This window comes from Streptomyces sp. NPDC030183 (assembly GCF_055573455.1).
In genome coordinates this window covers 228,081-251,795 of sequence record NZ_JBVIBK010000013.1, presented here as the reverse complement: position 1 = coordinate 251,795, position 23,715 = coordinate 228,081, and the positions used below count along the sequence as shown (strand labels likewise).

Sequence of the window (23,715 nt, the reverse complement as noted above, 5' to 3'; positions counted from 1 at the left end):
TGCATCTGGTGTGCACCCCGGCCGGCCTGCCCGTCACCTGGGCCCTGGCCGACCCCAAGGTCGACGAACGGCAGGTCCTGGCCGCGCTGATCGACGACGAACCGCATCTGGCAGCTGCCCGGCCCGGGCTGCTGATCCTGGCGGACAAGGGCTACATCGCCGCCGAACTCGACCGCTTCCTCGCCGCCCGCGGCATCAGCCTGCTACGGCCGTCCTACCGCAACCGCGGCACCCCACAGCCCGCAGAAGCCCTGCTCAAGACGGTCCGCCAGCTGATCGAGTCGGTCAACGACACCCTCAAAGGCCAGCTCGACCTCGAACAGCACGGCGGCCGCACCATCGACGGCGTCGGCGTCCGGGTGGCCCAGCGGATCCTGGCGATGACCTGCGCAATCTGGCACAACCGCGCCACCGGCGCACCCATCACCAGGTCACTGATCGCCTACGACCACTGAGCCACATCGGAACTAATCGTCTAGTGGTCGTCCCAGTGGCCGTCGTGCGCCGCGTGGCGGTGGCCGTCGTGCATGTAGTCCACGTGGTCCCCGTGCGCGACCGTCGGGTGCCCGCATCCGTCGCCGTGCTCGTGGGTGTGCCCGTCGTGCTCCGTGTGGCCGCCCGGCTCGCACTCGTCCCAGTGCCCCTCGTGCTCGCGGTGCAGATGCCCGTCGTGCGCGTAGTCGGTGTGGTCGCCGTGCGGTACCGCCGTGTGGCCGCAGGCGGGGCCGTGCTCGTGGTCGTGGACGGGGTGTTCCTGGTGGAGGGTGGTCATGGTGTGGCTCACCTTCAGTGGTGCGGGGGTGACATCCCACGGTAGGCACACGAGTCCCAATTCTTCCTTTGCGAAACCTCATGCGCGCCCCAAGCCTCGGCCACGGTTCACCCACCCGCGTGGCGGGGCCACCGGTCGGAGCACCGGCCATGGCGCAGGCCAGAGCACCGGTCAAAGCACCGGTCACAGCACCAGGGCCGCGCCGCACACCGCCAGCGCGACCGTGCACAGCACGGCCGTGACGGCCACCCGGGGCGCGAGCGCCACGGGCCGGGCGGCCGCCAGAGCGCCGATACGGCGGTGGGCGAGCCCCAGGAGCCCCAGCCACAGCGCCGCGCACAGGGCGGCCGCCACGACCCCGGGCGCCGAGGCGCCGCCGTGCAGGGCGGACTTCACCGCGAGCACGGCGATCACGGCACCCGTCAGGGTCGTCCGGCGCCACGCCAGGCGCGTGCGCTCCGGCTGGAGCCCCGGATCGCGCTCGGCGGCCGACCGGACAGGGGTCACCCCTCCCACCCGAGGAGCACGACGACCACCATGGCGATCGCGACGACGGCGACCACCACGCCCAGCACGGCCGGGAAGCGGGACACCGGCAGGTCCTCGCCCCGCCGCATCGCCCGCTCGCACCGCACCCAGTGGTTCACCGCCCGGAAAGCGCACAGCACCCCGGCGCCGAGGAGCGCCAGCGCGAGCCCCACGCGCCAGCCCCAGCGCAGGTCCGGCAGGAACTGGTCCACGGCGAAGCCGCCGCCGATGAGGGCGAGCGCGGTGCGCAGCCACGCCAGGAACGTCCGCTCGTTCGCCAGCGAGAACCGGTAGTCCGGCGTGCCGCCCTCCTCGCGGACCTCCTCCGGCGCGAACCAGAGCCGGACGTTCCGCACGAATTCGATCACTCGAAGGACCCTACCCGTCGGCCCCGCCGGCCCCGGTCCCCGCCCCCGCGCCCCCGGACTCCCGCAGCCGCTCCCACGCGGCCAGCCCGTCCGGTACCCACTCCCATTCGGCCAGCCGCCGCTCGACCTCGGCCTCCGTCAGGAAGCCGTACCAGTCGACCTCCTCGACCTGCGGGTTCACCGGCAGCGCACACCGCACCTCGTACACGGCCGACCACCAGGTCCCGCCGTCCCCGTCGTCGTAGAGGAACTTGAACAGCGGCACCGGCCGGGGCAGCCCGGAGACCCCCAGTTCCTCCTCGGCCTCGCGCAGCGCCGCCTCGTCGTAGGACTCGCCCGCGCCGACCACCCCGCCCACGAACATGTCGTACAGGGAGGGGAAGACCAGCTTCGTGGCCGTCCGGCGATGGACGAAGATCCGCCCCTCGGCGTCCCGGGCCCGCACGAACACCGCCCGGTGCCGCATCCCGCGCGCGTACACCTCCCCGCGCGGGGCCTGTCCGATGACCTGGTCGTTCTCGTCCACGATGTCGAGGATCTCGTCGGCGGCACTCATGCCCTCATCCAACCAGGACGATGAAGGAGTACTCACCCGCCGAGGCGCGCGTTCCCGGCGCGGTCAGCCCCGCTGGAGCTCCCGCACCCGCGCGCTCCCGGAGTGGTTGCACGGCATCGCCGGATGCATCCCCAGCAGCACCACCCCGGCGACGATGCCGACGAGCCCGGCCGCCTCCCAGGCGAGCGCCCCCGCGTCGGTGCGGAGCCGGTCCCCGAGGAAGCCCACCCCGCAGGCGATGCCCGCGAGGGGCTGCGCGGCGGTGAGCGCGGGCAGCGACATCCGCAGCGGCGCCGCCTCGAAGGCGCTCTGCACCAGCAGCAGCCCGGTCACCCCGAGCAGCAGCACCCCGTACGGCTCCCAGGTGGTGAGCAGCCCGCCCCAGCCGTCCGCGCCGAACACCTGCCCGCTGACCCGGGTGAGCGCGTCCTGGACGCCGTACAGCAGCCCCGCGGCCACCGCGAGCAGCACCGGCGTGGCGGCGAGCCGGGGCCGCTTCGCGTACGCCGTCAGCAGCAGCGCCGCCCCCACCATCACGCCGATGATCAGCCACTGCCGGAAGGCCCCGCCGGGAGCGGCGCCGCCCTGCGGCTGACCGGCCACGATGAACGCCGTCACCCCGCCCGCGAGCAGCGCGAGCCCCGCCCAGCCCTGGCGGCCCAGCGGCTGCCGGGTCCGGCGGCGGGAGAGGGCGAGGGCGAAGAGCAGATTCGTCGCGAGGAGGGGTTCCACCAGCGTGACCTCGCCCTGGCCGAGCGCGATCGCGCCCAGCGCCATCCCGCAGACCATCAGCCCGATCCCGCCGAGCCAGCGCGGCACGCGGATCAGGTCCAGGAGCAACCGGGGGGAGAGGAAGTCGCCGATCGGCGCGTGCGCGGCGGCCTGCTGCTGGAGCACGAAGCCGAAGCCCAGACAGCAGGCGGCGCACACGGAGAGGAGGAGAACGAGAACCGACACGCGGAGTACCTATGGTCGTCGGACGGGCCGCTGCGGCCGTCCCACCGGATGTGCCGCTCGGTTTTCCCACGAGAGGGCGATTTGTGCCTCGACGGGTGGCCCGATACGTATTGGTACGACTCTAACCGCCACCCCGTCGGCTGTCCGTAAGCAGAGACACATACGGACAGTTGACTAAGTCATGTGTTCTACCGAAGGATCTGATCCAACGCTGCTGACCGGCCAGTAACAAAGCGCCGGGCGGAGCCTGGCCAGCCACGCCCGCCCCCGCTTGACCGCGCCCGTTCCCGAGAGGACGTCCTCCATGTCGTACGACGCAGATGTGATCGTGATCGGGGCGGGCCTCGCCGGGCTCGCGGCGACCGCGGAGCTCGTCGACGCGGGTCGCAAGGTGATCCTCCTCGACCAGGAACCGGAGCAGTCCATCGGCGGACAGGCCCACTGGTCCTTCGGCGGTCTGTTCTTCGTCGACTCGCCCGAGCAGCGCCGACTGCGGATCAAGGACAGCCACGCCCTCGCCCTCCAGGACTGGATGGGCACGGCCGCCTTCGACCGCGAGGAGGACCAATGGCCGCGCAGGTGGGCTGAGGCGTACGTCGACTTCGCCGCCGGTGAGAAGCGCTCCTGGCTGCACCGGCAGGGCGTCCGCTTCTTCCCCGTGGTCGGCTGGGCCGAGCGCGGCGGCTACGACGCCAACGGGCACGGCAACTCCGTGCCCCGCTTCCACATCACCTGGGGAACCGGCCCCGGCCTCGTGGAGCCCTTCGAGCGGCGGGTCCGGGAGGGCGTCGCCCGGGGCCTGGTCCAGCTCAAGTTCCGGCACCGGGTCACCGGGCTCGCGCGCAGCGCGGGCGCCGTGGACACCGTCACCGGCGAGATCCTCGAACCGTCCACGATCGAGCGCGGGCAGCCCAGCACCCGCACCGTCACCGGCTCCTTCGAGTTCAAGGCCCAGGCGGTGATCGTCACCTCCGGCGGCATCGGCGGCAACCACGACCTCGTCCGGGCCAACTGGCCGAAGCGCCTCGGCAGCCCCCCGGAGAAGATGATCTCCGGGGTGCCCGCGCACGTCGACGGCAGGATGCTGGGCATCGCCGAGGAGGCGGGCGCCCGCCTGATCAACCGTGACCGCATGTGGCACTACACCGAGGGCATCCAGAACTGGAACCCCATCTGGGACAACCACGGCATCCGCGTCCTGCCCGGCCCGTCGTCGCTGTGGCTGGACGCGCGCGGCAAGCGCCTGCCCGTGCCGCTGTTCCCCGGCTTCGACACCCTCGGCACGCTCGAGCACATCATGAGGACCGGCTACGACTACACGTGGTTCGTGCTCGACCAGAAGATCATCGGCAAGGAGTTCGCGCTCTCCGGCTCCGAGCAGAACCCCGACCTCACCGGCAAGTCGATCAAGGACGTCTTCGTCCGGGCCCGCGCGGACGTGCCCGCCCCGGTCAAGGCGTTCATGGACAACGGCGTCGACTTCGTGGTGGAGAAGGACCTCGGCTCCCTGGTCCGCGGCATGAACGCGCTCACCAAGGACCCCCTCATCGACGAGGCGGAGCTGCGCCGCGAGATCGTGGCCCGCGACCGCGAGATCGCCAACCCGTTCACCAAGGACCTCCAGGTCATGGCGATCCGCGGGGCCCGCAACTACCTGGGCGACAAGCTGATCCGCACCGCGGCCCCGCACCGCATCCTCGACCCCAAGGCGGGCCCCCTGATCGCCGTCCGCCTCAACATCCTCACCCGCAAGACCCTCGGCGGCCTGGAGACGGACCTGTCGTCCCGCGTCCTCACCGAGGGCGGCGCCCCCTTGGAGGGCGTGTACGCGGCCGGCGAGGCCGCCGGCTTCGGCGGCGGCGGTGTCCACGGCTACCGCTCCCTGGAGGGCACGTTCCTCGGCGGCTGCCTGTTCTCGGGCCGCACCGCGGGCCGCGCGGCGGCGAACGCGACGGCCTGAGCCCCCGGCGGAAGTGACGGCCCGAGCCCCCGGCGGAAGTGACGGATTTCTGACGGACCCGAGCCGTCCCTGGCATCTCGGGGGCGGCGGATGGTCGAATCGGTGTGTGAACCCTGAACATCCCGAGGCGCGGGAAGCGCCGACGGAGCACCCCGAAGAACGCGAGAGCCACGGAGGCCGAACCCCGCAGACCGGCCCGGCCGCCGAGCGCGGCCGGGCCCCCGAGGGCGGCCGGGACCCCGAGCGCGGCCCGACCGTCGAGCACGGCCAGGGCCCCGAGCACGGCCCGGACGCGGAGCGGGGCAAGCCCATCGGCCGCCGGATCCTCCTCGGCACCCTGGGCCTCGGCGCCCTGGGCGTGGTCTCCGCGCCCGTCCTCCAGCGCGGCCTGGAGGCGTTCCTCGGCGAGGCGGCCCAGAAGGACCCCACAGGCCTGACCGGTCTGCTCCCCAACGGCGGAGGCTTCCGCTACTACTCGGTGACGGCGTCCGTCCCGCGCAGAACCGCCAAGGACTACCGCCTGACCGTCGACGGCCTGGTCGACCGGCCCGCCTCCTACACCCTCGACGACCTGCGGGCCCTGCCCCGGACCCGGATGGTGAAGGACGTCCAGTGCGTGACCGGCTGGCGGGTCCCGGACACCCCGTTCGAGGGCGTACGGCTCTCCGAGCTGCTCGACGCGGCCGGGGTGCGCTCCTCGGCCGGCGCGGTCCGGTTCACCTGCTTCGACGGGGCGTACAGCGAGAGCCTCACCCTGGAGCAGGCCCGCCGGGCGGACGTCCTGGTGGCGCTGCGCATGCAGGACAAGGACATCAGCCACAACCACGGCGGCCCCGTACGCCTCTACGTCGCCCCGATGTACTTCTACAAGTCGGCCAAGTGGCTCTCCGGCATCGAGGTCACGGAGGACGTCGAGCCCGGTTACTGGGAGAAGCGCGGCTACGACATCGACGCCTGGGTGGGCCGGTCGAACGGACGGGACGATGCACCGACGACTTGAGAATCCGCCCGCCGGGGCCGGGGCCGGGGCCGGGGCCGAAGCAGAAGCCGGGGCGGGGGCCGGGGCGCCCGTCCGCGTCCGCCGCTTCACGCCCGCCGAACGCTGGATCCACCGCACCACGGCCGCCCTGATGGGGGTCTGCGTGGCGACGGCGGCCTGCCTCTACCTCCCCGCCCTGGCCGAACTGGTGGGCCGGCGGGCCCTCGTGGTCACCGTGCACCAGTGGTCGGGTCTGCTGCTGCCCCTGCCGGTCCTCGCGGGCCTGGCCTCCCGCGCGTTCCGCGCCGACGTGGGCCGGCTGAACCGCTGGGGGCCGCACGACAGGGTCTGGCTGCGCGCCGCCCGCCGCCGTATGCCCGGGCCGCGGCCCGCCGCCAAGTTCAACGCCGGCCAGAAGGTCTACGCCGCCTGGATCGCCGGTGCCACGCTCGTCATGCTCGCCACCGGTCTGATCATGTGGTTCACCCATCTCACCCCCTTGGCCTGGCGCACCGGCGCGACCTTCGTCCACGACTGGCTGGCCCTCACGATCGGCATCGTCCTGGCCGGCCACATCGGCATGGCTCTGGGCGACCCGGAGGCCCGCCGAGGTCTGCGTACGGGCCTGGTCACAAAGGAGTGGGCGGACCGGGAACACCCGCTGTGGCGGCCCTAGCGAGCCGACCCCGCCGGCCGGGGTCCGGCCTGCGCGAGGGGCGCCCGGTGTGCGCCAAGGACGCCCGGCCCGCGCGATGGGCCACCGGCCCGCAGCCGGAGGCCCATCGCGATGGAGCCGCGCAAGGCCCTGTCGTCAAATTCCCACCTACCCCGCGACGCCATGCACGCGCTCTCGACGCACCGGGCCCCCACCCGAGTACGTCCAGGGCCTAGATCACCAGCGACAGCAGCAGCACGAGGGCCCCCGCCACCACCGAGATGATCGTCTCCATGACCGACCAGCTCTTGATGGTCTGGCCGACGGTCATCCCGAAGTACTCCTTGACCATCCAGAAGCCGGCGTCGTTGACATGGCTGAAGAACAGGGAACCGGCGCCGATGGCGAGGACGAGCAACGCGGTGTGGGTCGTCGACATGTCGGCGGCCAGCGGCGCCACGAGCCCGGCGGCGGAGATGGTCGCGACGGTCGCCGAGCCCGTCGCGAGCCGGATGCACACCGCGATGAGCCAGGCCAGGACGAGCGCGGGGATGGACCAGTCCTTGGAGATCTCCAGGACCATCTGCCCGACCCCCGAGTCGATCAGCGTCTGCTTGAAGCCGCCGCCGGCCCCGACGATCAGCAGGATGCCCGCGATCGGGGCGAGGGAGGTCTCCACGGTCGACGACAGCCGGTCCTTCGTGAAGCCGGCCGCCCGCCCCAGCGTGAACATGCCCACGATCACCGACACGAGCAGCGCGATCAGCGGCGAGCCGACGACGTCGAAGACCCGCTGCACCATCCGCTCGGGGTCGTCGACCACGATGTCCACCAGCGCCTTCGCGAGCATGAGCACGACCGGCAGCAGCATCGTCGCCACCGTCGCCCCGAACCCGGGCCGCTTCTCCAGCTCCTCCGACGCCCGCGCGGGGATCATGCGCTCGGGCACCGGGACGTCCACCCACCGTGCCGCGTACTTCGAGAACAGCGGCCCGGCGACGATCACCGTCGGCACGGCGACGAGCAGACCCAGCGCCAGGGTCACCCCCAGGTCGGCCTTCACCGCGTCGATCGCCACCAGCGGCCCCGGGTGCGGCGGGATCAGCCCGTGCATGACGGATAGACCCGCGAGGGCGGGAACACCGATCCGCATCAGCGAGTAGCCGCCCCGCTTGGCGACCATGAGCACCACCGGGATGAGCAGCACGATCCCGACCTCGAAGAACAGTGGCAGCCCGATCACCGAGGCGATCAGCACCATCGCCCACGGCATGCCCCGCCCGCCGGCCTTCGCGAGGATCGTGTCGACGATCTGGTCGGCGCCCCCGGAGTCGGCGAGAAGCTTGCCGAGGATCGCGCCCAGCGCGATGAGCACACCCACCCCGGCCACAGTCGTCCCGAGCCCGGTGGTGAAGCTGACGATCGCCTTGTCCAGCGGCGCCCCGGCGAAGGCGCCGAGCGCCAGCGAACCGATGGTCAGGGCCAGGAAGGCGTGCACCTTGAACCGGGTGATGAGCAGGACGATGACGGCGATGCCCGCCAGGACGGCTATGCCCAACTGCGCGTGACCCGCCGAGGTGATCGGCTCGACGGGGTCCGCTGCCAGCATCTCGACGCTGAGTCTGGTCACGCTGAAATCCTTGGATGGGGGGAGGGGAGGGCAGGGGAGGAGAAACAGGAGAAGCAGGAGAAGCAGGAGAACTACGACGCCGGGGCGAGCCCTCGCAACGCGGCGACCGCCCGCGCGGCGATCTCCTCGGGGCTGCCCGAGACGTCGACCTCGACACCCGCCTCGTCCGCCCCGAGCGGTTGCAGCGTGGCGAACTGCGAGTCGAGCAGCGCGGTCGGCATGAAATGCCCCCGCCGGTGCGCCATGCGCTCCTCGATCAGCGCCCGCTCGCCGGCGAGATGCACGAAGACGAGACCGGGCGCACGGGACCGCAGCCGGTCCCGGTAGGCGCGCTTCAGCGCCGAGCAGCTGACCACCCCGCCGAGCCCGGCCCGGCCGCGCGCCCAGGCGCCGATGGCGTCCAGCCACGGCCACCGGTCCGCGTCGTCCAGCGGTGTCCCGGCCGACATCTTCGCGATGTTGGCCTCGGGGTGGAAGTCGTCGCCCTCGGCGTACGGAACGCCGAGCCGGGTCGCGAGCAGGGAACCGATCGTTGTCTTACCGGTCCCCGCCACGCCCATCACCACGACGACGGGAGGGGTACGCATCGCTACCTCGCTGTCCTCGTCGACACCTGGGACGTCACCCGACGTCGACGACACTGAAGCCCATTAGGTACGACTAATTCAAGCCCTCGTGCCCAATAAATCTGACTTTTTCCGCGCCCCCCTAGCCTCGTACCCTGATCCCCATGACCACACCGGGCCGGGGGCTGCACGGCAGAGTTCTGGACACGCTCGGCCCGGCGATCACGGCGGGCGAGTACCCGCCGGGCAGCGTCCTGCGCACGGACGAACTCGCCCACCGCTTCGAGGTGTCGCGCTCCGTGATGCGTGAGGCGGTGCGGGTGCTGGAGTCCATGCACCTGGTGGAGTCCCGCCGCCGCGTGGGCGTGATCGTGCGCCCGGCCGCCGCGTGGAACGTCTACGACCCGCAGGTCATCCGCTGGCGTCTCGCGGGCGCCGACCGCCCCCGCCAGCTGCGCTCCCTGACCGTCCTGCGGTCGGCGGTCGAACCGGTGGCGGCGGCCCTGGCCGCGACCCACGCCACCGCCGAGCAGTGCGCCGCGATCACCGAGTGCGCGATCGGCATGGTCGCCCACTCACGCGGCCACGAACTGGAGGGCTACCTCCACCACGACGTCGCCTTCCACCGGCTGATCCTCACCGCCTCCGGCAACGAGATGTTCGCCCGCCTCGGCGACGTCGTCGAGGAGGTCCTCGCGGGCCGCACCCACCACGAGGTCATGTTCGACGACCCGGACCCCGCCGCCGTCACCCTCCACGTCCAGGTCGCCGAGGCCATCCGCGAGGGCGACGCCCCCCGAGCCGAACACCTCACCCGCGAGATCACCGAGGGCGCCCTGAAGGAACTCGACATCCTGGCCCCCGACGGCCGCCCCGCGACCACCGGTTGACCGACGCGGGCCCCAGGCCTCCTGACGGCTCAGGTCAGTCCAGGAACTCCCCGTCCACGTAGACCCACGCCCCGTCCACCCGCTCGAACCGGCTGCGTTCGTGGAGGGTGCCGCCGTGGAACGAGGCGCGGAAGGTGACCGTGCCGGTGGTGTGGAAGGCCGAACCCTCGCTCGTGCCGAGGATCTCCAGGCCGGTCCAGCGCATGTCCGGGTCGAAGTCGACCTGTGCCGGGCGCGTGCGCGGATGCCAGGTCCGCAGGAGGTACGCCTCGTCCTGGACGACGAAGGCGCTGTACCGGGACCGCATCAGGGCCTCGGCGGTCGGCGCCCCGGCCGGGCCGGCGTGGAAACGACCGCAGCAGTCCGCGTACGTGCCCGGAAGACCGCACGGGCACGGGCCGGCCGCCCTGGACGGCACGCCGCCGGGCGCCGACGACCTGGCGGCGGACCTGGACGAGGGCTTCGAACGGGCCTTGGGGCTGCGACGCGACGACATGACCGCCATTCTGCCCGCCCCCGGCACCCGCCCTTACGTGGAGCCCCCTACGCGGAACCCGCGTTCGTCGGCGGATACGGCGGTCGCGCCGGCACCGTGCCACCCCCCGGCGACGCCTGCGGCAGCGGCGGCAGCGCCGGGTCGTACAGCCACGCCGCGAACAGGTCGTCCAGCGGCCCGTCCGCGTACCGCCCGGCGTGCGCGGTGAACGACGCCGTCGTCACGGCACCCCCGCGGTGCACCGTCGCCCAGCCGCGCAGCATCCGGAAGAACGCCGCGTCACCGAGCGCGCAGCGCACCGCGTGCACGGTCAGCCCCCCGCGCTCGTAGAGCCGGTCGTCGAACATCAGCTTGCGGCCCGGATCCGCCAGCTTCAGATCCTGCGGGAGCGCCGCCAGCTTCCGGTGCGCGGCAGCCGCGAGCTGCCCCGCCGTCCGCCCGCCGGAGCGCTCCGACCACAGCCACTCCGCGTACTTGGCGAACCCCTCGTTCAGCCAGATGTGCCGCCAGTCCGCGATGGACACACTGTTGCCGAACCACTGGTGGGCCAGCTCGTGCGCGACCAACCGCTCCCAACCCCGCGCCCCGTCCACATGGTTGGCGCCGAACAGCGACAACCCCTGCGCCTCGACCGGGACATCGAGCTCCTCCTCGGTCACCACCACCGCGTACTCACCGAACGGATACGGCCCGAAGAGATCCTCGAACAGCTCCATCATGGCGGGCTGCCGCGCGAAGTCCCGCGAGAACTCGGTGAGCATGTGCGCCGGGATGTGTCCGTGCTGCGGCACCCCGCCCGGGCCCGGATCGCCCAGCAGCACCGTCTGGTACTTCCCGATCGACAGGCCGACGAGATAGCTCGACGTCGGCGCCGACTGCTCGTACACCCACGTCGTCGTGGACGCCTTCGCCGTCCGCGTCAGCAGCCGCCCGCCCGCGACCACCTGGTACGCCGACGGCGTGGTGATGGAGATCTGGTACGACGCCTTGTCCGCCGGCCGGTCGTTGCACGGGTACCACGACGGCGCCCCCACCGGCTGGCTCGCCACCAGCGCCCCGTCCGCCAGCTCCTCCCAACCGAGCCCGCCCCACGGGCTGTTGACCGGCTTCGGGTTGCCCGACCACTGCACCTCGACCGTGAACGCGGCCCCGGCCCGGATCGGCTTCGCGGGCCGGACGCGCAGCCTGCCGCCCCGGTGCGTGTAGTGCGGCGCCCGACCGTCGACCCGGACCCGGCCGATCTTGAAGTCGGCGAGGTTCAGCTGGAACTCGGTGAGCGCCGCACGGCCCGCTATGGCGTTCAGCCGCGCGGTGCCGGACAGCCGGTTGGGCCCGGGACGGTAGTCCACACCCAGCTCGTACCGGTGCACCCGGTAACGGGCGTCACCGTTCGCCGGGAAGTACGGGTCCGGACCCATCGCCTGCTGAACCGCCACTGCCGCTTCTGCTCCCCGCTCCGCTGTCGTACGACGTCCATCGTCCCCCGGCGTCGCGGACACGGCACTCAGGGCCGCCACACCTCGATCGGGTTGCCCAGCCACCGGGTGTCGTCCGGTACGGACTCCGCGGCCATGACCAGCGACGCCGGCCCCAGGGTGGTGCGAGCCCCGACCACACTGCCGGGCAGGACGATCCCGCCCGGGCCCAGGGTGGCGCCCTCACGGAGTTCCACAGTATCCGTCCGCAAGATCCGGTCGTGGAAGAGGTGCGTCTGCAGCACGCACCCCCGGTTCACCGTGGCGCCGTCCCCGAGCGTCACAAGATCGGTCTCGGGCAGCCAGTAGCTCTCCACCCACACCCCCTTGCCGATCCGCGCCCCGAGCCCGCGCAGCCACCCGTTCATCAGCGGCGTACCGGGCACCGACCCGGCCAGCCACGGCACGGCCACCACCTCCACGAAGGTGTCCGCCAGCTCGTTGCGCCACACGAACCCGCTCCACAGCGGATGCTCACCACTGCGGTGCCGCCCCACCAGCAGCCACTTCGCGACGACCGACAGGACACCCCCCAGTACGCCCACGCCCAGCAGCACCAGCCCGCCGAGCAGCCACGCCCAGCCGCCCAACGCACTCAGCACGGCCACGGTCAGCAGCGCCAGCCCCGCCGAGCAGAACACCGGCACGATCCGGCACAACTCCACCAGAGCCCGCGCCCACAGCAGCCGCGCCGACGGCTCGTAGGTCCGGCTCTGGTCCCCGCCGGCCGCCGCCCTCGGCAGCTTCATCGGCGGCAGCCCCAGGTACGAGCTGCCCTTCTTGGCCTTCTTCGGCGTCGCCGACAGCACCCCGACCAGCCCGCCGTCCGGCACCGAACGCCCCGGCGCGGTCATCCCGGAGTTCCCGAGGAACGCCCGCCGCCCGATCTCCGCCCGCCCGATCCGCATCCAGCCGCCCCCCAGCTCGTACGGCGCGGTCAGCGTGTCGTCCGCCAGGAACGCCCCGTCCCCGACCGTCGTCAGACTCGGCAGCGCGAGCACCGTGGACACCTCGGCGCCCTTCCCGATCCGCATCCCGAGCAGCCGCAGCCACACCGGCGTCACCAGCCCGGCGTACAGCGGGAACAGCGTCTCCCGCGACCGGTCCATCAGCTGCGTCACCGTCCACGCCTGCCAGCCCACCCGGCTGTGCGTGGGATGCGTGCCCTCCCGCAACCCCAGGCTCAGCAGCCGTACGGCCACGAGCAGCAGCAGCGCGTACGCCGCCCCGAACGCGAGCGTCGCGGGCACCAGGCCCACCGCCGCGCCCCGCACCGCCGCCCCGAGGTCGGCGCCCGGCGCCACGAACAGCGCCAGCACGGCCAGCGCGGCCACCCCGGCCAGCACCGGCAGCGCGGTCAGCGCGACACCGGCCGCCCCGTACGCGGCCCGCCAGAAAAGGCCCCGCCGCGGCCGCTCCTTGGGCCAGTTCCGCTTCGCCTTGCCCAGCTTGACCGCCGGGGCCCCGGCCCAGCGCTGCCCCGTGGGGATCTGCCCCGCCACGGCCGACCCCGGCGCCACCTCGGCCCGCTTGCCGACCCGCGCCCCCGGCAGCAGCATGCTCCGCGTCCCCACCACCGCGCCGGCGCCCACCTTCACCGCGCCGATGTCCAGCCGGTCGCCATCCAGCCAGTACCCGGACAGGTCCACCTCCGACTCCACGGCCGCGCCCCGACCGAGCTTCAGCAGCCCGGTCACCGGCGGCAGGGCGTGCAGGTCCACATCGGCGCCCACCTTGGCGCCCAGCGCCCGCGCGTACCGCTCCAGCCACACCCCGGTCAGCGAGGTCGCCCCGCTGAACTCGGCCAGCCGCTCCGCGGCCCACAGCCGCAGATGCACGCTCCCGCCGCGCGCGTACCGCCCCGGCCGGACCCCGCGCAGCAGCAGCCGCGCCCCGCCCGCCGCCACCGCGAGCCGCCCCGGCGGCGTGAAGAACACCAGCGCCCCCGCCGCGACGGCCCACCAGGGCGCCGTCGGCAGCCAGGCGTACGATCCGAGCAGATTGCCCAGCGCCGCCAGCGGCACCACCCACCGCAGCCCCAGCAGCGTGAACAACGGCACGAGCAGCAGCAGTTGCACGACCCGCGCCCGCACCGGCACGGGCACCACGGCCCGCCCGGCACCGTCCTCCTGCGCCGCCTCCTCCAGGTACCGGGCCAGCTTCCGCAGCACCGGCCGCTGGTAGACGTCCAGCACGGCCACGCTCGGATAGCGGCTCCGCAGCCGCGTCGTCAGCTGCGCGGCCGCCAGACTGCCGCCGCCGATCGCGAAGAAGTCGTCGTCGGCGCCGCCCACCGGCACCCCCAGCACCTCGGCCCACTGCTCGGCGAGCCACGCCTCGGTGCCGTACAACCGCTCGGCCGGCCCGCCGGTCTCCAGCTCCGGCAGCGGCCACGGCAGCGCGTCCCGGTCGACCTTCCCCGACGTCCGCGTGGGCAATTCCTCGACCGGCGTCAGCAGCGGCACCAGCGCCGCCGGCAGCTCCGCCCGCAGCCGCTCCACCGCCGCCGCCTGGTCCCACCCGTCCTGGGTGACCACATAGCCGACCAACAGCTGGTTCCCGCCCCGCGCGGTCCGTACGGCGGCCGCGGCACCCGCGACACCGGGCAGGCCCTGCAGCGCGGCGTCGACCTCGCCCAGCTCGATCCGCCGCCCGCCGAGCTTGATCTGCTCGTCCGCCCGCCCGAGGAAGACCAGCCCCTCCGGCTCGGCCCGCACCAGGTCCCCGCTGCGGTAGGCCCGCTCCCAGCCCAGCGACGGAAGCGGCGCGTACTTCTCCGCGTCCTTCTCGGCGTCCAGATACCGCGCCAGGCCCACCCCGCCGATCACCAGCTGACCGCTGCCGCCCATCGGCACCGGCTCCCCGGCCTCGTCGACGACGGCCAGCTCCCAGCCGTTCAGCGGCAACCCGATCCGGATCGGCTCCGCACCGCTCATCAGGGAGGCACACGCGACGACGGTCGCCTCGGTCGGCCCGTACGTGTTCCAGACCTCGCGCCCCTCCGTCACCAGCCGCTGCGCCAGCTCGGGCGGGCACGCCTCACCGCCGAAGATGAGCAGCCGGACGTCGTTGAGCGTCTCCGGTTCCCACAGCGCCGCCAGCGTCGGCACCGTCGACACCACGGTGATCTCCTGCTCGACCAGCCACGGCCCCAGATCGGCGCCGCTCCTGACCCGCTCGCGTGGCACCGGCACCAGACAGGCCCCGTACCGCCAGGCCAGCCACATCTCCTCGCACGAGGCGTCGAAGGCCACGGAGAGCCCGGCCATCACCCGGTCCCCGGGCCCGATCGGCTCCTCGGCCAGGAACAGCTCCGCCTCGGCGTCCACGAACGCGGCGGCGCTGCGATGACTCACCGCGACACCCTTGGGCTTCCCCGTGGAACCGGAGGTGAAGATGATCCACGCGTCGTTCTCGACCCCGGGCCGCGCGGCGGGGGAGTCGGTCACGTCGTGGACGGTCAGCTCGTGCCCGGCCCCGACGACGGCCCGCACCCCGGCCTCGCCGAACACCAGCTCGGCCCGCTCGTCCGGGTCCTCGGCGTCCACCGGGACGTACGCGGCACCGGCGGCCAGCACCGCGAGGATCGCCACGTACAGGTCGTTGGTGCCCGACGGCACCCGCACCCCGACCCGGTCCCCGAGCCCGACGCCCACCGCGCCCAGCCTCCGCCGCAGCCGCTCCACCTCGGTGGCCAGCGCCCGGTAGGTGAGCCGCCGTGTGCCGTCGTCCAGCGCGGGCTCCTCCGGAAAGGACCGCACGGACGCCTCGAAGACGTCGACGAGGGTGCGCGGAGAGGCGGCGGGCCCCGCGGAGAAGCGGGCCGGTTTGTCGAGTCCCTCCGGCAGCTCCCCCTCCCACAGGGTCAGCTCGGGACTCTCGTACACGGCGGCCATCGATCCTCGCCTCTCGCACCCGGACGATCCGGGGGGCGCCGGCGGGCCCGCAGGTCTGCCTGGGGATGTTTCCGTCCCGGCGCCGAACAAGCCCCATACTGTAGTGCTCACGTGACTACGGCCTGTCGTGTCGGCCAAGAGGACGCATCCGCAGAGCAACCGGGGAGCACCGGACCATCCACCGTGAGCTGGGGTTCTTCCGGCCGGGCGAGACGTCTCCCACATTTCGCCGCACCCTGCGTACCCATACGAGCGAAGGCCGCGACCTGATGGTCGCGGCCTTCGCCACTGTGTGTCCGAGGGGGGACTTGAACCCCCACGCCCGATAAAGGGCACTAGCACCTCAAGCTAGCGCGTCTGCCATTCCGCCACCCGGACAAGGTGTCTGTCGTGCGGGGTGTCCCCGCGGCGACAGAGGAAACATTACCAGGCTTTCGGAGGCCCTCGATCACACCCCGTTCCCCGGCGGCCGGGCGTGAACGGCGCGTGACGGGCCGGTCCCGGTCTTGGGCGGGACCGGGGGCAGGAGGAGGATGAGGGGGACCCACCAGCAGCGACAGCGGGAGGAAGCAGCGTGAGCGAGACGGACACGGCCAGGCGCGTGACCGGCGAGGACGAGGTCGTGGACCTCTGCCGCGAGCTGATCCAGATCGACACCAGCAACTTCGGCGACCACTCGGGCCCGGGCGAACGCAAGGCCGCCGAGTACGTCGCGGAGAAGCTCGCCGAGGTGGGTCTCGAACCGAGGATCTTCGAATCGCACCCGGGCCGTGCCTCGACGGTGGCCCGTATCGAGGGCGAGGACCCGTCCCGGCCCGCGCTGCTCATCCACGGCCACACCGACGTCGTCCCGGCCAACGCCGACGACTGGACCCACCACCCCTTCTCGGGCGAGGTCGCCGACGGCTGTGTGTGGGGCCGGGGTGCGGTCGACATGAAGGACATGGACGCGATGACCCTCGCGGTCGTACGGGACCGGCTGCGCAGCGGCCGCAAGCCCCCGCGCGACATCGTCCTCGCCTTCCTCGCCGACGAGGAGGCCGGCGGCACCTACGGCGCCAAGTTCCTGGTCAAGAACCATCCCGACCTCTTCGAGGGCGTCACCGAGGCGATCAGCGAGGTCGGCGGGTTCTCCTTCACCGTCAGCGAGCAGCGCCGGCTCTATCTGATCCAGACGGCCGAGAAGGGCATGCACTGGATGAAGCTGACCGTGGCCGGCACGGCGGGGCACGGTTCGATGATCCACCGCGACAACGCCATCACCGAGCTGTCCGAGGCCGTCGCGCGCCTCGGCCGCCACGCCTTCCCGGTACGGGTCACCAAGACCACCCGCGCCTTCCTCGACGAACTCGGCGACGCGCTGGGCACCGAGCTGGACCCGGAGAACATGGAAGGCACCCTCGCCAAGCTCGGCGGGATCGCCAAGCTGATCGGCGCCACCCTCAGCAACACCGCCAACCCGACCCAGCTCGGCGCCGGCTACAAGGTCAACGTCATCCCCGGCGAGGCCACCGCGCATGTCGACGGACGGTTCCTGCCCGGCTTCGAGGAGGAGTTCCTCGCCGACCTCGACAAGATCCTCGGGCCCAGGGTGCGGCGCGAGGACGTGCACTCCGACAAGGCGCTGGAGACCTCCTTCGACGGAGCGCTCGTGGACGCCATGCAGTCCGCGCTGGTCGCCGAGGACCCGGCCGCGAAGGCGGTCCCGTACATGCTCTCCGGCGGTACGGACGCCAAGTCCTTCGACGACCTCGGCATCCGCGGCTTCGGCTTCGCGCCGCTGAAGCTGCCGCCGGAGCTGGACTTCGCGGGCATGTTCCACGGCGTCGACGAACGGGTGCCGGTGGAGGGCCTGAAGTTCGGTGTGCGCGTGCTCGACCGTTTCATCGACGCGTCCTGATCTGCCGTGACGGCCGCTGACGGAAGCTGAACGAGGTTTGTTCTGTCCTGAATTGCAACGCTGAATCGCGACTTCTTTATTCGTCAGCGCGTACGACGATCGACCGGGTTGGGTGAATCGGACCATAAGCTCGTAGCTCCATTCATCCCTCCTCGTTACAGGTGATGCGACTCGCTACTCGGGGTCGCTTTGCCAACAAGGAGGAATAATGATCAAGAAGGTCGTCGCTGCTGCGGCTGCCACCGGTGGTCTGGTGCTCGCGGGTGCGGGTCTGGCTGTCGCCGACGCCGGTGCCCAGGGTGCCGCCGTGCACTCCCCGGGTGTCGCGTCCGGCAACGTCGTCCAGGTGCCCGTTCACGTGCCCGTGAACGTGTGCGGCAACACGATCAACGTGATCGGGCTGCTGAACCCCGCCTTCGGCAACACCTGCATCAACAAGTGACGTTGTGCCTCACCCGGTGAGGGTCCGATAACCGTCGGCCCCGGAGTGCGCGCCATGCGCTCCGGGGCCGACCGGTTCTCCGGACAAGGTGCAAAAGATCAGACCATAGGGCTAAGGCAGGTAAATCAGACATGCGACAGGTCACCCGCAAAGGCCTGATGACGATGGCCGCCGCGTCCGGCGTCCTCGCCGCGGCCGGCGGTTACGCGCACGCCGACTCCGGCGCCCAGGGCTCCGCGACCAACTCGCCCGGCGTCCTCTCCGGCAACAACGTACAGGCGCCGGTCGAGGCCGAGGTCAACGTCTGCGGCAACACCGTCAGCGTCGTCGGGCTGCTCAACCCCGCGTCCGGCAACAAGTGCTCCAACGGCGTCAAGACCGGCAGGCACGCCGGTGGTTCCGGATCGTCCTACGGGGGCTCGCAGGCCCAGGGCCACGCCAGTGACTCGCCCGGTGTGCTGTCCGGGAACCATGTGCAGGCCCCGGTGCACGTACCGGTCAACGCCTGCGGCAACAGCGTCAACGTGGTCGGCGTCGCCAACCCGGCCACGGGCAACGAGTGTTACAACGGCGGGGGCGGCGGGGGTGGCTCGCACGGCGGCGGCCACGACTCGTCCCACGGCGGCGGGTCCCACGCGGGCGGTCACACCGGCAACTCGCCGGGCGTCGGCTCCGGCAACCACGTGCAGGTCCCGGTGGACATCCCGGTCAACGCCTGCGGCAACAGCGTCAGCGTGATCGGCCTCGGCAACGGGACGACCGGCGGCGACTGCGGGAACCCGGGCGGCGGAGGTTCGCACGAGAACCCCGGCGGCGGCCAGCAGAACCCGCCGGGTGGACAGCCCGGTCCGCAGCAGCCCGACGGGCCGGGACAGCCCGGTGGGCCCGGTGGGCCCGGCGACCCCGGCAACCCCGGTGCCCCCGGCCTCGGCGGTGGCGGCAACGCGCCGGGCACCCAGACCGTCACCGGATCCGAGGCGCTCGGGCAGCTCGCCCAGACGGGCGCCGAGGTGCCGCTCGGTCTCGCCCTGTCGGTGGGTGCGGGCACGCTCCTCGGTGGTGCGCTGATCTACCGCAAGGCGCGGGCCTCCGCGCTGTAACCGGACGCGCACACGACGGAGCGGGCCCCGCACCAGCGGGGCCCGCTCCGTTTGGATCTGCTGCTGTCCGCTCACATCACCATGTGGCCCGCACCTGGCGGATGATCCGTCGGCGCAACCGTACCCTGCGGCTGCCGTCGCGCAGCAGACTCAGTCGGTCCAACTCCCAGTGTCCGTACTCGGCATGGTCCGTCAGCAGGCGTGTGGCGTCCTTGCGGGAGACCCCGCGAGGTACGTACACGTCGACAAATTCGTATTCCGGCATCGGTATCTATTGTGCGGGCTGGGGCCCGGTACGGATAGCGTCTGCACTATGTCTGATGCTGCGCAGCCCACCGCTGCCGAGGTACGCGCCGCCGCCGAGGCGGTCAAGGCCGCGCTCGACCGCCACCTGGCCGCGGTCGAACGCCGGTCGGGTGAGGACGACCCGGCCGTCTACGAGGCGTTCAACGAGCTGGCCGCGGCCGCCGAGGAGTACGACGAACTGCTCTACGACCGCTACGACGAGGTCACCCCCTTCGAGATCCCCGGCACCGAGGACATGCCCCCGTACACCGGCCCCGAGGAGCCGAGCGCGCTGAGCGTGCTGATCCGGCGGGACTACACGGTGGCGGAGCCGCACCGGCTGCTGGCGCAGGCGCAGCGGGTGGAGGCGGCGGACGAGCCGTCCGTCGTCGCCGCCGGTGACGACGCGGCGTCGGCCACCGTGCACGGCGCGCTGGGGGTTCTGTTCGGCGAGTTCGAAGCGGACGAGATCGCGTCCCGGCACAAGGAGTTCGGCCTGGAGGAGGGCGATTCCACGCTGTGGGTCACTGCCGGGGACGACACGGCCGACCCCGGGGAGTGGCTGGAGGCCCCGTTCGACAACGTCGACCCCCAGCGGGTCGTCTGCCGCTTCGACGTCAGCGCGGTCTTCGACGAGGACGAGGACGACGCGGACGACGAGGACATCGAGGACGAGATCGACCTGGACGAGGACGAGGAACTGGAACCGCTGGACGCGGACCGCTAGGGCGGGACCGGGGGCCTACGGACTGGGGCCCGCCGCCGCCCGGGCGAGTGCGGCCAGTCCCGGGCTCATCGCGCAGTTCCCCGCGCCCCTGGGAACGGCCCTACGGGCCGATCCCGGGGGCGCACCGCTTCGCCCGCGCCGCCCAGTCGCTCCTCAGCTGCGGGCAGTCGTGCCACTGGGGCGGCACGGGTGGGCGCCTCGGCGTGTCAGCCGGTCGGGGGGACCTGGGTCTTCAGCAGGGTCGGCAGACGGGTCGTGCGGGGCTTCGGCGGGACCTCGGCGACCGCGCGGGGGAGGCCCTGCTCCACGCCGTGGACCACGGACAGGTGTCGGTCGGCGCGAGAGAAGGCCGTGTAGACCCAGGGCCGGCTGAGCGCCGCCGCCGCGTCACCCGGCAGCACCACCACCGCGGCCGGCCAGCGGTGTCCCACGGCCTGGTGCGCCGTGAGGGCCCACCCGTGCCGCACCGCCGTCTCGACCCGCTCCTTGGGCACGACGACCGCGTCCCCCGCGCAGTCGAGATGCAGCCCCTCAGCGTCGGCCCTCACGACGCGCCCCGGCGTCGTACGGCCCGGCACGGGGGAGTGGACGACCCGGTCGCCGGGGTCGAACCCGCCGAAGCGGCCGGGCCCGGGGTTCAGCCGCTCCTTCAGCGCCGTGTTCAGCGCACGCGTCCCCGCCGCACCCCCATGGCCGGGGGTGATCACCTGCACCTGCTCGGCAGGGACGCCGAAGGCCCTCGGTACGGAGTCCACGACGAGCTGCACGGTCCGGTGCACGGCCTCCCCGGCGTCCCGCACCGGCACGATCACGACCTCCTTGCCGGGCGCGTCCACCTGGTTGAGCTCCCCGATGCCGATCCCGGAGACCAGCTCACCGATCGGACCGGCGTCCGGCGTACGGGAGGCGACCTGCGGGCAGGCCCGGGCGGCCAGGAGGTCCGCGAACACCCGCCCCGGCCCGGCGGACCACAGCACCCCCGGATCGCCGCTGAGCACCAGCCGGGCCCCGTCGGGCAGCGACTCGACCAGGACGGCGGCGGTCTCCACATCGAGCTGCGGCGCGTCCAGCACCACGAGGAGATCGAGGTCGAACGCGCCCTCGGTGTCCCTGCCGGGCCCCTCGACCCCGGCCAGCAGCCCGCCCACGGTGACCACGGGAGAACCGCTCGCCGGGACCGCGCCGTCCGTCCCGGCGTCGTCCAGCAGCGCGGCGAACCGCCGCCTCCCGTCCGCACTGTGCGTGGCGGCGTACGCCCGGAGCCCCAGGGCCCGTGCCGTGGCGATCAGGGCCGCCGGTTCCGCGCGGGCGGCCTCGCCACCGGTGTGGAGGACCAGCCCGTGCGCGGCGACGGCCCGGACCAGCTCGGCGGCGGGACGGGGCGCCGACGCGGCGGCGGACGCCCAGTCCGGGGCGTCGTCGGCGTCGTCCTTCGGCAGGGAGTTCACGACCCGGGCGAGGCCGTCGGCGAGGCTCTCCTCGGCGAGGGCGTAACGCTCCAGGCCGATCAGGACCCGCACCGGCCGCTCCTGCTCCGCCTCGTCCTCCCCGGGCTCAGCGGCCGCCGCGACGGGCGGGGCGTCGTCCAGCGCGTCCTGGAAGACCAGGGCCTCGCCCTCGGCGACGGCACTCTGCACGGCCCCGTCCGGATCCGGCACCGCGCGCTGGGCGAGCGCGGCGGTGAGGGCCGGCACCTCCAGCGCGGTGTGACCGGCCACGGCGGCCTGCTCCAACAGCCATACGGTGACCGCCCGGCCGCGCCGCTCGTCGTCCGGGCCGCACTCCGCGCCGAGCAGCGCCCGCGCGAACCCGTCGGCCTGCTCGGGCCGTACCCCGGGGACCCGCAGCAACTGCCAGGGGTCCTCACGCAGTCGGTCGCCGGCACCCTCACCGAGCACCTCGGCGACCTGCGGCACCAGCGCCTCCGGCGCACCCCCCTGGGCGAGCACCGCGCGCACGGCTCCGACGGTCTCGCCGGACGGAGCCGCGGCCACCGGGGCGGCGACCGGCTCGGGGCGCCGCACGGGCTCCGGCGCGGGCCGCCGGGGCGCGGGCTCCGGCTCCGCGAAGACGGTGGCCGAGGGCTTCTGGCCGCCCTCCACGGCCCGTACCGCCGCCAGCAGGTCGGCCGCCGTGCCGCTGAGCTTGGCACCCGCCGTGATCGGCCCCTTCTTCTCGGCCTTCCGCCGCTCGATCCGCTCCCGCTCCAGCCGCTGCGCCGCCAACTCGGCCTGGGCCTCGGACAGGTCGGACGCGCCGTCGGCCGTCTCCGTGCCGCCCGCCGCGTCCGCCGTTTCCCCCGGGGCCTCGGTGGTCGCCCCGGTCTCCGCGTCCCCCGCGGCCTCGTCGTCCGCTGTCGCGGCGGGTGGCGTCGCGTGGTCGTCGGGTGTGCCCTCGGCCTTCGGGGTCCCGGCGTCGGGGGTCCCGCCGGCCCGGCCCCCCGGCTCGTCCGGCTCCGTGGTCGCGGGCTCCGTGCTCACAGCGTGCTCCAGTCGTGATCGGGATAGCGGTGCACGGGCGCCGACACGTCGTCGAGCGCCCGGCAGATCTCGTCAGGAAGACTAAGGGGCTCCACTGACAACGCCGCCGTGAGCTGGAGCGCGTTGCGCGCGCCGACGATGGGCGCGGCGACGCCCGGCCGGTCCCGCACCCAGGCGAGGGCGACCTGGAGAGGTGTCACGGCGAGCCCGTCCGCGGCGGTCTGCACCGCGTCCACGATGCTCGTCGCGGTCTCGTCGAGGTACGGCGCGACGAACCGCGCCATGTGCTCGGAGCCGCCCCGCGAGTCCGGCGGTGTGGCGTGCCGGTACTTCCCGGTCAGCACCCCGCGGCCCAGCGGGGAGGACGGGAGCAGCCCGACACCGAGGTCCAGCGCGGCCGGCAGCACCTCGCGCTCGACGCCGCGCTGGAGCAGGGAGTACTCCATCTGCGTACTGGCCAGCCGGGTGCGTATGCCCGGAGCGGCGAGCTGCCAGGTGGCCGCCTTCGCGAGCTGCCAGCCACAGAAGTTGGAGACCCCGGCGTAGCGGGCCCGGCCGCTGCTGACGGCCAGGTCGAGGGCGTGGAGCGTCTCCTCCAGCGGGGTCTCGGGATCGTAGGCGTGGAGGTGCCAGAGGTCGACGTGGTCGGTGCCGAGGCGGGCGAGGGAGGCGTCCAGGGCGGCGAGCAGATGACCGCGGGAGCCGTCGAAGCGGCGGTCGGGGTCGGGCACGCTGCCGGCCTTGGTGGAGATGACCAGGTCACGGCGGGGCACCAGCCCGTCCATCAGCTGTCCGAGCAGATACTCGGCCTCGCCGTCGCCGTACACGTCCGCCGTGTCGACGAGGGTGCCGCCCGCCTCCCAGAACACCTTCAACATGTCCGCGGCGTCATGCTCGTCCGTGTCGCGGCCCCACGTCAGGGTGCCGAGCCCGATCCGGGACACACGCAGGCCGGTTCGGCCGAGATGCCTCTGCTCCATGGACGCCGACATTACTGTCCGGAGTTCGCCGTGTGGGGGCCTGTGGACGACCGATTTCCCCAGGGACCCGCCC

At 73.0% G+C, this 23,715-nt stretch carries 22 protein-coding genes and 1 tRNA gene; 9 read left to right on the top strand and 14 right to left on the bottom strand.

Translation table 11 applies throughout. The features are described 5' to 3' along the window. Positions 1–455 (top strand): transposase (locus ACZ4Z2_RS18190; RefSeq protein ID WP_468077096.1); only part of this gene is annotated, 455 nt, incomplete at its 5' end. Positions 456–475: 20 nt separating this feature from the next. Here ACZ4Z2_RS18190 and ACZ4Z2_RS18185 read toward each other — a convergent pair. From ACZ4Z2_RS18185 to ACZ4Z2_RS18165, 5 genes are all read right to left on the bottom strand, one after another. Then, a complete protein-coding gene (locus ACZ4Z2_RS18185) occupies positions 476–772 on the bottom strand; it encodes a hypothetical protein (RefSeq protein WP_468077094.1) in 297 nt (98 codons plus the stop codon). 183 nt (positions 773–955) lie between these two features. After that, positions 956–1,279: a DUF202 domain-containing protein gene (locus tag ACZ4Z2_RS18180; protein WP_468077092.1), complete on the bottom strand. Its 324-nt coding sequence runs from the start codon at positions 1,277–1,279 to the stop codon at positions 956–958. Then, entirely contained in the window at positions 1,276–1,668 is a 393-nt protein-coding gene (locus tag ACZ4Z2_RS18175; protein WP_468077090.1) for a YidH family protein, read from the bottom strand. The genes ACZ4Z2_RS18180 and ACZ4Z2_RS18175 overlap by 4 nt, the downstream gene beginning before the upstream one ends. 10 nt (positions 1,669–1,678) lie before the next feature. Further along, entirely contained in the window at positions 1,679–2,224 is a 546-nt protein-coding gene (locus ACZ4Z2_RS18170; RefSeq protein WP_468077088.1) for an NUDIX domain-containing protein, read from the bottom strand. Between the two features lie 63 nt (positions 2,225–2,287). After that, positions 2,288–3,181, bottom strand: coding sequence for a DMT family transporter (locus ACZ4Z2_RS18165; protein WP_468077086.1), 894 nt, complete (start codon positions 3,179–3,181; stop codon positions 2,288–2,290). Between the two features lie 304 nt (positions 3,182–3,485). Here ACZ4Z2_RS18165 and ACZ4Z2_RS18160 point away from each other — a divergent pair, with 304 nt between their 5' ends. The 3 genes from ACZ4Z2_RS18160 to ACZ4Z2_RS18150 all read left to right on the top strand — a co-directional run bounded on the left by ACZ4Z2_RS18160 (position 3,486) and on the right by ACZ4Z2_RS18150 (position 6,796). Then, positions 3,486–5,141, top strand: coding sequence for an FAD-binding dehydrogenase (locus ACZ4Z2_RS18160; protein WP_468077084.1), 1,656 nt, complete (start codon positions 3,486–3,488; stop codon positions 5,139–5,141). Between the two features lie 310 nt (positions 5,142–5,451). Beyond that, positions 5,452–6,141 (top strand): molybdopterin-dependent oxidoreductase, encoded by a 690-nt coding sequence (locus ACZ4Z2_RS18155; protein WP_468077112.1) that lies wholly within the window; start codon positions 5,452–5,454, stop codon positions 6,139–6,141. Further along, positions 6,125–6,796 (top strand): cytochrome b/b6 domain-containing protein, encoded by a 672-nt coding sequence (locus ACZ4Z2_RS18150; RefSeq protein WP_468077083.1) that lies wholly within the window; start codon positions 6,125–6,127, stop codon positions 6,794–6,796. The genes ACZ4Z2_RS18155 and ACZ4Z2_RS18150 overlap by 17 nt, the downstream gene beginning before the upstream one ends. Before the next feature lie 211 nt (positions 6,797–7,007). Here ACZ4Z2_RS18150 and ACZ4Z2_RS18145 read toward each other — a convergent pair whose 3' ends face one another. Both ACZ4Z2_RS18145 and ACZ4Z2_RS18140 read right to left on the bottom strand, forming a co-directional pair. Beyond that, positions 7,008–8,405 (bottom strand): GntP family permease, encoded by a 1,398-nt coding sequence (locus ACZ4Z2_RS18145; protein WP_468077081.1) that lies wholly within the window; start codon positions 8,403–8,405, stop codon positions 7,008–7,010. A gap of 71 nt (positions 8,406–8,476) precedes the next feature. Further along, positions 8,477–8,992 carry a gluconokinase gene (locus ACZ4Z2_RS18140; RefSeq protein WP_468077079.1) on the bottom strand — a complete coding sequence of 172 codons (516 nt, stop codon included), beginning with the start codon at positions 8,990–8,992 and terminating at the stop codon, positions 8,477–8,479. Positions 8,993–9,135: 143 nt separating this feature from the next. Here ACZ4Z2_RS18140 and ACZ4Z2_RS18135 point away from each other — a divergent pair, with 143 nt between their 5' ends. Continuing rightward, entirely contained in the window at positions 9,136–9,861 is a 726-nt protein-coding gene (locus ACZ4Z2_RS18135; protein ID WP_468077077.1) for a FadR/GntR family transcriptional regulator, read from the top strand. 34 nt (positions 9,862–9,895) lie between these two features. Here the strand turns inward: ACZ4Z2_RS18135 and ACZ4Z2_RS18130 are convergent, their stop codons facing one another. The 4 genes from ACZ4Z2_RS18130 to ACZ4Z2_RS18115 all read right to left on the bottom strand — a co-directional run bounded on the left by ACZ4Z2_RS18130 (position 9,896) and on the right by ACZ4Z2_RS18115 (position 16,106). Beyond that, positions 9,896–10,357: a YchJ family protein gene (locus ACZ4Z2_RS18130; RefSeq protein ID WP_468077075.1), complete on the bottom strand. Its 462-nt coding sequence runs from the start codon at positions 10,355–10,357 to the stop codon at positions 9,896–9,898. 47 nt (positions 10,358–10,404) lie between these two features. Then, positions 10,405–11,793 (bottom strand): M1 family metallopeptidase, encoded by a 1,389-nt coding sequence (locus ACZ4Z2_RS18125; protein WP_468077073.1) that lies wholly within the window; start codon positions 11,791–11,793, stop codon positions 10,405–10,407. 68 nt (positions 11,794–11,861) lie between these two features. After that, the gene (locus ACZ4Z2_RS18120; RefSeq protein WP_468077071.1) at positions 11,862–15,728 is read right to left on the bottom strand and encodes a Pls/PosA family non-ribosomal peptide synthetase; all 3,867 of its coding nucleotides are present in this window, start codon (positions 15,726–15,728) and stop codon (positions 11,862–11,864) included. A gap of 293 nt (positions 15,729–16,021) precedes the next feature. Next, positions 16,022–16,106, bottom strand: a tRNA-Leu gene (locus ACZ4Z2_RS18115). A gap of 196 nt (positions 16,107–16,302) precedes the next feature. On the opposite strand from ACZ4Z2_RS18115, the gene ACZ4Z2_RS18110 reads away from it, so the two are divergent. The 3 genes from ACZ4Z2_RS18110 (at position 16,303) to ACZ4Z2_RS18100 (ending at position 19,170) form a co-directional block, all read left to right on the top strand. After that, positions 16,303–17,628: a M20/M25/M40 family metallo-hydrolase gene (locus ACZ4Z2_RS18110; protein WP_468077069.1), complete on the top strand. Its 1,326-nt coding sequence runs from the start codon at positions 16,303–16,305 to the stop codon at positions 17,626–17,628. Positions 17,629–17,836: 208 nt separating this feature from the next. Next, positions 17,837–18,070 carry a chaplin ChpH gene (gene chpH / locus ACZ4Z2_RS18105; RefSeq protein ID WP_009331532.1) on the top strand — a complete coding sequence of 78 codons (234 nt, stop codon included), beginning with the start codon at positions 17,837–17,839 and terminating at the stop codon, positions 18,068–18,070. Positions 18,071–18,201: 131 nt separating this feature from the next. After that, positions 18,202–19,170 (top strand): chaplin, encoded by a 969-nt coding sequence (locus ACZ4Z2_RS18100; RefSeq protein WP_468077067.1) that lies wholly within the window; start codon positions 18,202–18,204, stop codon positions 19,168–19,170. A 76-nt stretch (positions 19,171–19,246) separates the two neighbouring features. Here the strand turns inward: ACZ4Z2_RS18100 and ACZ4Z2_RS18095 are convergent, their stop codons facing one another. Then, complete coding sequence (locus ACZ4Z2_RS18095; RefSeq protein WP_005485166.1) at positions 19,247–19,435, bottom strand: DUF5703 family protein; 189 nt, start codon at positions 19,433–19,435, stop codon at positions 19,247–19,249. A gap of 48 nt (positions 19,436–19,483) precedes the next feature. Here ACZ4Z2_RS18095 and ACZ4Z2_RS18090 point away from each other — a divergent pair, with 48 nt between their 5' ends. Beyond that, positions 19,484–20,182, top strand: coding sequence for a hypothetical protein (locus ACZ4Z2_RS18090; protein WP_468077065.1), 699 nt, complete (start codon positions 19,484–19,486; stop codon positions 20,180–20,182). 206 nt (positions 20,183–20,388) lie between these two features. On the opposite strand, the gene ACZ4Z2_RS18085 is transcribed toward ACZ4Z2_RS18090, so the two are convergent. Together ACZ4Z2_RS18085 and ACZ4Z2_RS18080 are read right to left on the bottom strand one after the other, a co-directional pair. Next, entirely contained in the window at positions 20,389–22,662 is a 2,274-nt protein-coding gene (locus ACZ4Z2_RS18085) for a helix-hairpin-helix domain-containing protein (RefSeq protein WP_468077063.1), read from the bottom strand. Beyond that, on the bottom strand, positions 22,659–23,642 hold the full coding sequence (locus ACZ4Z2_RS18080) for an aldo/keto reductase (RefSeq protein WP_468077061.1): 984 nt from the start codon (positions 23,640–23,642) through the stop codon (positions 22,659–22,661). The genes ACZ4Z2_RS18085 and ACZ4Z2_RS18080 overlap by 4 nt, the downstream gene beginning before the upstream one ends. Positions 23,643–23,715 lie beyond the last annotated feature (73 nt).

Coding starts and splice junctions, on each gene's coding strand:
- chpH (WP_009331532.1), top strand. CDS start 17,837: ATGATCAAGAAGGTCGTCGCTGCTGCGGCTGCCACCGGTGGTCTGGTG.
- ACZ4Z2_RS18160 (WP_468077084.1), top strand. CDS start 3,486: ATGTCGTACGACGCAGATGTGATCGTGATCGGGGCGGGCCTCGCCGGG.
- ACZ4Z2_RS18100 (WP_468077067.1), top strand. CDS start 18,202: ATGCGACAGGTCACCCGCAAAGGCCTGATGACGATGGCCGCCGCGTCC.
- ACZ4Z2_RS18095 (WP_005485166.1), bottom strand. CDS start 19,435: ATGCCGGAATACGAATTTGTCGACGTGTACGTACCTCGCGGGGTCTCC.
- ACZ4Z2_RS18130 (WP_468077075.1), bottom strand. CDS start 10,357: ATGTCGTCGCGTCGCAGCCCCAAGGCCCGTTCGAAGCCCTCGTCCAGG.
- ACZ4Z2_RS18120 (WP_468077071.1), bottom strand. CDS start 15,728: ATGGCCGCCGTGTACGAGAGTCCCGAGCTGACCCTGTGGGAGGGGGAG.
- ACZ4Z2_RS18135 (WP_468077077.1), top strand. CDS start 9,136: ATGACCACACCGGGCCGGGGGCTGCACGGCAGAGTTCTGGACACGCTC.
- ACZ4Z2_RS18140 (WP_468077079.1), bottom strand. CDS start 8,992: ATGCGTACCCCTCCCGTCGTCGTGGTGATGGGCGTGGCGGGGACCGGT.
- ACZ4Z2_RS18090 (WP_468077065.1), top strand. CDS start 19,484: ATGTCTGATGCTGCGCAGCCCACCGCTGCCGAGGTACGCGCCGCCGCC.
- ACZ4Z2_RS18080 (WP_468077061.1), bottom strand. CDS start 23,642: ATGGAGCAGAGGCATCTCGGCCGAACCGGCCTGCGTGTGTCCCGGATC.
- ACZ4Z2_RS18170 (WP_468077088.1), bottom strand. CDS start 2,224: ATGAGTGCCGCCGACGAGATCCTCGACATCGTGGACGAGAACGACCAG.
- ACZ4Z2_RS18185 (WP_468077094.1), bottom strand. CDS start 772: ATGACCACCCTCCACCAGGAACACCCCGTCCACGACCACGAGCACGGC.
- ACZ4Z2_RS18150 (WP_468077083.1), top strand. CDS start 6,125: ATGCACCGACGACTTGAGAATCCGCCCGCCGGGGCCGGGGCCGGGGCC.